This is a genomic window from Shouchella shacheensis (assembly GCF_001484965.1).
GTDB classification, from domain to species: domain Bacteria; phylum Bacillota; class Bacilli; order Bacillales; family Bacillaceae_D; genus Shouchella; species Shouchella shacheensis.
Map to the genome: position 1 here is coordinate 395,341 of NZ_LLYY01000003.1, position 6,037 is coordinate 401,377.

9 protein-coding genes are annotated in these 6,037 nt (G+C 46.8%); 4 read left to right on the top strand and 5 right to left on the bottom strand.

Going from position 1 to position 6,037, the window contains the following annotated elements; genetic code table 11:
* Window positions 1-12: 12 nt before the first annotated feature.
* Complete coding sequence (locus tag AVZ68_RS20495; protein ID WP_180316678.1) at window positions 13-156, top strand: hypothetical protein; 144 nt, start codon at window positions 13-15, stop codon at window positions 154-156.
* A gap of 123 nt (window positions 157-279) precedes the next feature.
* Here the strand turns inward: AVZ68_RS20495 and AVZ68_RS08100 are convergent, their stop codons facing one another.
* Entirely contained in the window at window positions 280-567 is a 288-nt protein-coding gene (locus tag AVZ68_RS08100) for a hypothetical protein (RefSeq protein WP_059104007.1), read from the bottom strand.
* Between the two features lie 232 nt (window positions 568-799).
* On the opposite strand from AVZ68_RS08100, the gene fabI reads away from it, so the two are divergent.
* Window positions 800-1,579: an enoyl-ACP reductase FabI gene (gene fabI / locus AVZ68_RS08105; RefSeq protein ID WP_082676379.1), complete on the top strand. Its 780-nt coding sequence runs from the start codon at window positions 800-802 to the stop codon at window positions 1,577-1,579.
* 133 nt (window positions 1,580-1,712) lie between these two features.
* Here fabI and AVZ68_RS08110 read toward each other — a convergent pair whose 3' ends face one another.
* Window positions 1,713-2,087 carry a hypothetical protein gene (locus AVZ68_RS08110; protein ID WP_059104008.1) on the bottom strand — a complete coding sequence of 125 codons (375 nt, stop codon included), beginning with the start codon at window positions 2,085-2,087 and terminating at the stop codon, window positions 1,713-1,715.
* Window positions 2,088-2,216: 129 nt separating this feature from the next.
* Between AVZ68_RS08110 and AVZ68_RS08115 the strand changes: the two genes are divergently transcribed.
* Window positions 2,217-2,564 carry a DUF1360 domain-containing protein gene (locus tag AVZ68_RS08115; protein ID WP_245628084.1) on the top strand — a complete coding sequence of 116 codons (348 nt, stop codon included), beginning with the start codon at window positions 2,217-2,219 and terminating at the stop codon, window positions 2,562-2,564.
* Window positions 2,565-2,619: 55 nt separating this feature from the next.
* Here the strand turns inward: AVZ68_RS08115 and AVZ68_RS08120 are convergent, their stop codons facing one another.
* Both AVZ68_RS08120 and AVZ68_RS08125 read right to left on the bottom strand, forming a co-directional pair.
* A complete protein-coding gene (locus AVZ68_RS08120; RefSeq protein ID WP_059104009.1) occupies window positions 2,620-3,354 on the bottom strand; it encodes a hypothetical protein in 735 nt (244 codons plus the stop codon).
* A 116-nt stretch (window positions 3,355-3,470) separates the two neighbouring features.
* The gene (locus AVZ68_RS08125) at window positions 3,471-4,190 is read right to left on the bottom strand and encodes a BMQ_0737 family morphogenetic spore coat protein (protein ID WP_059104010.1); all 720 of its coding nucleotides are present in this window, start codon (window positions 4,188-4,190) and stop codon (window positions 3,471-3,473) included.
* A 421-nt stretch (window positions 4,191-4,611) separates the two neighbouring features.
* Between AVZ68_RS08125 and AVZ68_RS08130 the strand changes: the two genes are divergently transcribed.
* Entirely contained in the window at window positions 4,612-5,256 is a 645-nt protein-coding gene (locus AVZ68_RS08130; protein ID WP_059104011.1) for a DapH/DapD/GlmU-related protein, read from the top strand.
* A 52-nt stretch (window positions 5,257-5,308) separates the two neighbouring features.
* On the opposite strand, the gene AVZ68_RS08135 is transcribed toward AVZ68_RS08130, so the two are convergent.
* Complete coding sequence (locus AVZ68_RS08135; RefSeq protein WP_059104012.1) at window positions 5,309-5,788, bottom strand: hypothetical protein; 480 nt, start codon at window positions 5,786-5,788, stop codon at window positions 5,309-5,311.
* Window positions 5,789-6,037 lie beyond the last annotated feature (249 nt).

Here is a 6,037-nt window from a genome sequence, read left to right on the forward strand (position 1 = left end):
AGGATGGTCGATATGGAACCGATCGTACGCTGCCCGAGCTGTAACGATGAGCAAGAGCTTCCGGGATTGCTCACGGCTCTCTCCAACCAAAACGTTGTCTACACTTGTCGGAAATGTGGGTTTGAGGAGCGGAACATTGAGACGGATAAAGGGTAACGCTTTTGGAGCTAAAAATAGGGTAAGCTTGGGGAACTTGAATTTGGACCAATTGCACTATCGAAAAGCGGGTTAAGTTCAAATCACCATTGACCATTAGTGTCGAGTGGTGGAAGTAACGAGTCAATGGCTAAATAGTCCTTTGAGACGAGCAAGTACTCTTTTTAAATGGTATTTTCTCGCTGCTTGAGCGATACTGTGCCCCACATGAGCGGTATCTGTTGCCGCTTGATTGATACCGCTACTTACATGAGCGGTATCGTTCCTCCCTTGATTGATATTGCCTCCCACATGAGCGGTATCGTTCCTCCCTTGATTGATATTGTCTCCCACATGAGTGTTATCGCCTTCACTTGAGTGGTAATCATCCCTCACATCAACGTTGTCCGTCGCTAGGTGAAGCAAAACCAACTATATGCACTCCAGCCCTAGTCTCCCGCGAGGAGCCGAACCTAGAGAACACATCCTGGAATGTTTCTCGCGTTCCCTTTGTAATAACGGTGATTTCTCTCCCTCATCTAGTCAGTCGCTTCCTCTTGCTTCGGAGCTTTCGGGTCCAGACGCACGCGAAGATATTCTTTTCATTTAAAACCTCCTTATGATAAACTGTTAGTACCTGATCTTAATTTAGGAGGAGACCGATTTGTTTTCATTGAACTTAACCGATCGTACATACGTGGTTATGGGTGTGGCCAATAAGCGGAGCATTGCCTGGGGCATTGCCCAATCGCTTGCAGGAGCAGGTGCTAAGTTGATTTTTACTTATGCGGGGGAGCGGCTTGAAAAGAACGTCCGCACGCTAGCCGAATCGCTAGAAGGGGAGCATCTTGTCCTGCCGTGCGACATCACCGATGATGAGGAAATTGAAAACACATTCGCGCAAATCAAAGAGGAAGTCGGCACGATCCACGGGCTGGCTCACTGTATCGCTTTTGCCAACAAAGAAGAGCTGGAGGGCGAGTATCTGAATGTGACACGAGAAGGATTCTTGCTCGCACAAAACGTAAGCGCGTATTCCCTCTCCGCGGTCGCAAAAGCGGCACGCCCGCTTATGACAGAAGGCGGGAGCATCATTACAATGACGTATCTTGGCGGCGAAAAAGTCGTGAAGAATTACAATGTTATGGGTGTGGCCAAAGCCTCTCTTGATGCGAGCGTAAAATACTTGGCGAACGATCTTGGCAAGGATGGCATTCGCGTCAACGCGATTTCCGCTGGACCGATTCGCACGCTTGCGGCGAAAGGTATTGGCGGCTTCAATGATGTGATTAAAGAGATTGAGGAGAGAGCTCCGCTTCGCAAAGCGACAACGCAAGGGGAAGTCGGAGACACCGCTCTCTTCTTAGCAAGCGACTTGAGCCGCGGCATCACCGGAGAAGTGATTCACGTGGACAGTGGCTACAATATTCTTTCCTTATCTTAAAAAAACCTCAAGCTCTGGGACAGGGCTTGAGGTTTTTTCTGGCTTCGGCGGGTAGAAGTTCGAGATCTTTCAATCCTGCGCCGAAATTCAAGCACAGGCGTGGAGTTTTGGAGACCCGGCTGCGCTGTTTTGATTAATTTTGGCCCGTGGAACCGTAGGAAGAAATTTGCCCGTAAAGCCAAGGCCAAAAGCCTCCTCCTGGGTAACCAGGATACCAAGGTGGACGAGGCGGTGTATGCCCCCCTCCGCCTTGTGGTGGAACGGATCCAAAGTACGGGCTGATACCGATGAGATCACTATGGTGAACCTGCACGAATTGCTGCTGGTAGTACGGGGCTTGATAGACAAGAAGGGAGACCATGCCTGTACGTCGGTTGTAGTCAGCAATATAGGCGATCACTCTTCCATAACCCGGAATGGTAGTCGTGACCCATTGGTGGTAGTAGTCCTCGATGGTGGAAGGCGGCAGATACTGGACCGACGGCTGCTGACGAGAAGAAGGATACATTTTGAAACCCCCTATTCGATTTGTTTCCCTACACGTTATGCAGGGAGGCAAAAATGGTGCTTTGCCTATGCACATAGGACAATGTAGTCGTTCATATCTTCTAAAAGATAGAGGAAGGATGAGGAGTCGATGATGCTTTCCCCGTTTGAGTGGGTGATTCTTGCGTTTGCCACTTGTCGTTTGACGCGGTTGCTTGTGATGGATGACATTATGGCGTGGCTACGAAACCCCTTTGTGGAAGAAAGCACAGAGGTGGACGAAGAGGGTGAGACCGCCATCTACATTGAGGGAAAAGGGAAGGGGGTGCAAAAGTGGATCGGCAGCTTGCTTTCCTGCTATTGGTGCGCAGGCGTTTGGGTAGCGACGGCGCTCTATTTTGGCTACATTTTCTACCCGTTGGTCTTTACTCCCATCAGTTTCGTTCTTGCGATTGCCTGCGTTGCCGCTCTCTTGGAGTCTATAAGTAGGCGGTTATAGGGAAGCAAGAGGGCCCATTCTCGCGAAAAGTGAATGGGCACAGAGGATAAGTTCTTCATGCAAGCGTAAACGTGATAGCATTCAAGGAAGGCACCCCATCAGGATATTCCTGCCCGTACACAAATCCATTTACTTGCAAAGAAACAGACGTGCTCGGCTGAACAGGAAGCATAATTTCAAAATTTGAAAAGGCCATGGAAGAAGAAGCGGGCAGTTCGTTTGTTTGTGGCTTTAACCAAAATTGCCCGCTTTCTTTCGCTCGTTTGTCGGCCTCCTTTTCGAGGTAGCTCCAGCCATCCTGAGAGTCGGGATGTGCGATTAGGTGGTCATCTACTTTCTTTTTTGCTGAATCAGGGCGATGAATTCGTCCTGATAAATTGGCAAGTTGTGGTTTGTTAAACGTTAAACAAACCACAGGGTCGTGGAGTGACTCCTCCCCCTTGTTCTCAAGCACAAAATGGCCTTTGATTAACACTGGCTCATCTGCGCCTAAATCGATGGGTGAAATAATCGAGTAGGAGAAATAAGGAACGATTATCGATGTTTGTGGCGGCGTTTCCCTTTGTTCATCTTTGGCCTCCAGTCTATACTCGACTTCAGCAGGACGTTTGGCTAACTCTTCTAGTCGGTCCGTTAAGCCGTGGATCACAAGCTCCTGTTCGTCAAGTTTCTTTGTCTGCTGCTTGAGTATTCGCTCTTGCTTCACGACCTCAGAACGATAATGCAATAGCTTTTGTTGAAGCTGAATATGTTTCCTATCTTGCGTGTTGGTTGGTTGGCGTTGCGACATAGAGACAGCCTCCTATTTCCACATTTTATCTTCATTCTATGTACCATTCCTGCCATTCAGAAGACAAAAATACCGAGCCGCGCAGAGACGGCTCGGTGGCACAAAGAGGATCCTGATTAGCTTGAGACAGTTGCGGTTGATTTTTTATCCGAATATTTACCCGGGAAAATCACTGGGCATTGTGGCGGGAACTTGTTTTCATGGCAAATGACGTCACTAATCGGAAACTCATGGCGCGGTTTGCAGTAAGCAGCGTCGATTTCTAGCAAGACGTCTGCGAGTACATGAACGTCAAGACAGAATGAGAAGGACACGTCTAACTGCGTATAGTCGCCGTCACAAATGATTTCTGCATCGCATTGCCCTGAAGTGATATAGGCACAAACGTCCGTCCCTTCTGGAGCGCATAAGTAGAAGGTTTCGATTTTTGTGAATTCAAGTGGTTCGCACGATGTGCAGAGATGTTCCCCAAACTCATCATAGATGTCTACTTCAATGAATACCTTGATTAGAACTTTTACTTTCTCAAGCACGACCTCTTTGCCGTTTGGCATGCTAACCTCTACTTGTGTACGATCGTCCGGATCCGTGATTTCTTTTGTGTAAAATTTCGAATCAAGAACACGACAAACGGCCTTACTCTTAGGGTATTTTTTCATGAAATCAGAGAAGGAGTCACAGTCATCAATATTTTTGCACTTAAAAAGTTCCGCTAATTCGTCCTCCTTCTTCCCATCTTTGTAGCACATGGTTGGCAAATCTACTTGACGTGTGACCCAGTCATATACTTTTGAAACACTGATGCACACATTGTGTTTTTCATGTTCGTAGCTCATGGAGAAACCTCCTCATTATTTTACCTAGCTTGAAGCCTTCTCTCTCTCGCCCATAACTAGGTGTTCGGACTACTGTATAGTATGACTGTTGATTAAATATGTGCGGCCTTCTTAGGTATATTTAAAAAATCCTCTTCATGGACGGATTGGGTGAAAACTGCATAGAGTATATAGATGTTGTTTTCATAACTGGAGGAGGAAGGGGAGTCGTTATGAATCACAAGAAGCCGGATTCAGGAGCTTTCATTGTAAAAAGGGTGACAAAGAAGGAACCAAAACCTGCGCTAAAGCCTTCAAAAAACTGTTGTGGAAAGAAGAAAAAGTAAGGGGGCTATTGTTTAGTCCTCTTTTTACGTGAGTTGTGAACAAATGTCCCTTTGGCCACTGTCCGGGACATATTCATGAAGGGGAGGGAAACGGTTTGAGTCAAGATGATGTGGCGATGATTGCGCCAGATGTACAGATTGGCCAATATGCAGTCATTGAAGCGGGCGTTGTGATTGGAGAAGGCACGATCATTGGGCATCATGCAGTCATTAAGTCTGGAACTATTATAGGAAAGAACACGGTGATCGGTGATTTTTCTCTGCTTGGCAAGCGGCCGAAGGAAAATCATCACACGTCTTTAATCCTTCTCGATGGAGTAATGATAGGAAGCTACGTCTGCCTTTACCGGGGAACAGTTGCCTATGAAAATGTGAAAGTGGGTGATTATTCATGTATCCATGAGGGCGTGGAGCTGAAAAGGGGTTCGATGGTTGAACAAAGCGTCATTATTGAGTCGAATACGGTGGTTGGAAAAAGTACCCGCATTCAATCGGATTGCTTTATTCCAGAGGGTTCCATTATAGAAGGGGATGTATGGATAGAGCCACATTGTTGCTTTCTTAACAAAACGAGAGAGGAAAAAGGGGTGCACATAGCGAGAGGCGTGAAAGTCGGTGCAGGCGCCACAGTATTGAAAGCTCAGGCAATCGGAGAAGGGGCCGTAATTAAGGAGGGGGCAACAATACACGGAGATGTACCAGCAGACCCCTCATTCTCAAATGACAGTGATTCGTTCTGAAAAACCCTTCAATGTCTACGAATGAAGGGTTTTTCGTGGACCTCTCTGGCCGTTATTCTTTGGCGCGCTGGTCCTTTAAGTTTCGTTCAAACCAATTGTCATTGGAATCGGTAGCCTTCCGTTGTGCCTTTCGCGGATCGTTTGACCGGTTCGGTGCGGAAGACGGCTTTTCTCTACTATCCCCTAAAAAAGGAGCCCCTTTTGACCCATCAGCAGTGCGCTTTTCTTTTTCTTCATTTGGCGGCAGGCGAGAAGAGTCTGCTCGTGACTTATTTTGGAGCCGCTCAACCTCCTTCTCTTGTTGTTCATAGTTCTTAGAAAGGGTTTCATGTGCAAGCTGGAGCTTTTCTAGCTCAGCCTGATGCTGCTTGTTTTCTTCCTTCAATTCATCAATCATCTGGTAGTAATAGTCGTTTTGGTATTTGCTAAGTTCTTTTTGACATTTATCAAGTTCGGCCTGGGCATGAATTAGTCGCTGCTGAAGCTGAACAGATGTAAGCCTTTTTAGAGATTTTTTTGCTGTCTGTGACATAATGCGAGTTTCACTCCTTTGTTGAGGATTGAGGATGGTCGTTTCTCTATATTTATGAAGGCACAGGGGTGAACATGAGTCATAGAACGAAACTTCATCAAAGACGGGTGAAACATTTCATTAAAGGCTAGGTATGTTCATCCGGAACTAAGCACAGTTTTGCTTGACCGAGATGGATGTCCAAGCAAGTCGTAATTCTATACATCCTGCATTCCCGAATTTACTGTAACGAGGTTGGTGGAGAAATGC

Excerpts from the sequence above, each read along its gene's own strand:
- AVZ68_RS08115 (WP_245628084.1), top strand. The coding sequence starts at position 2,217 with ATGATGCTTTCCCCGTTTGAGTGGGTGATTCTTGCGTTTGCCACTTGT.
- AVZ68_RS20495 (WP_180316678.1), top strand. The coding sequence starts at position 13 with ATGGAACCGATCGTACGCTGCCCGAGCTGTAACGATGAGCAAGAGCTT.
- AVZ68_RS08125 (WP_059104010.1), bottom strand. The coding sequence starts at position 4,190 with ATGAGCTACGAACATGAAAAACACAATGTGTGCATCAGTGTTTCAAAA.
- AVZ68_RS08135 (WP_059104012.1), bottom strand. The coding sequence starts at position 5,788 with ATGTCACAGACAGCAAAAAAATCTCTAAAAAGGCTTACATCTGTTCAG.
- AVZ68_RS08110 (WP_059104008.1), bottom strand. The coding sequence starts at position 2,087 with ATGTATCCTTCTTCTCGTCAGCAGCCGTCGGTCCAGTATCTGCCGCCT.
- AVZ68_RS08120 (WP_059104009.1), bottom strand. The coding sequence starts at position 3,354 with ATGTCGCAACGCCAACCAACCAACACGCAAGATAGGAAACATATTCAG.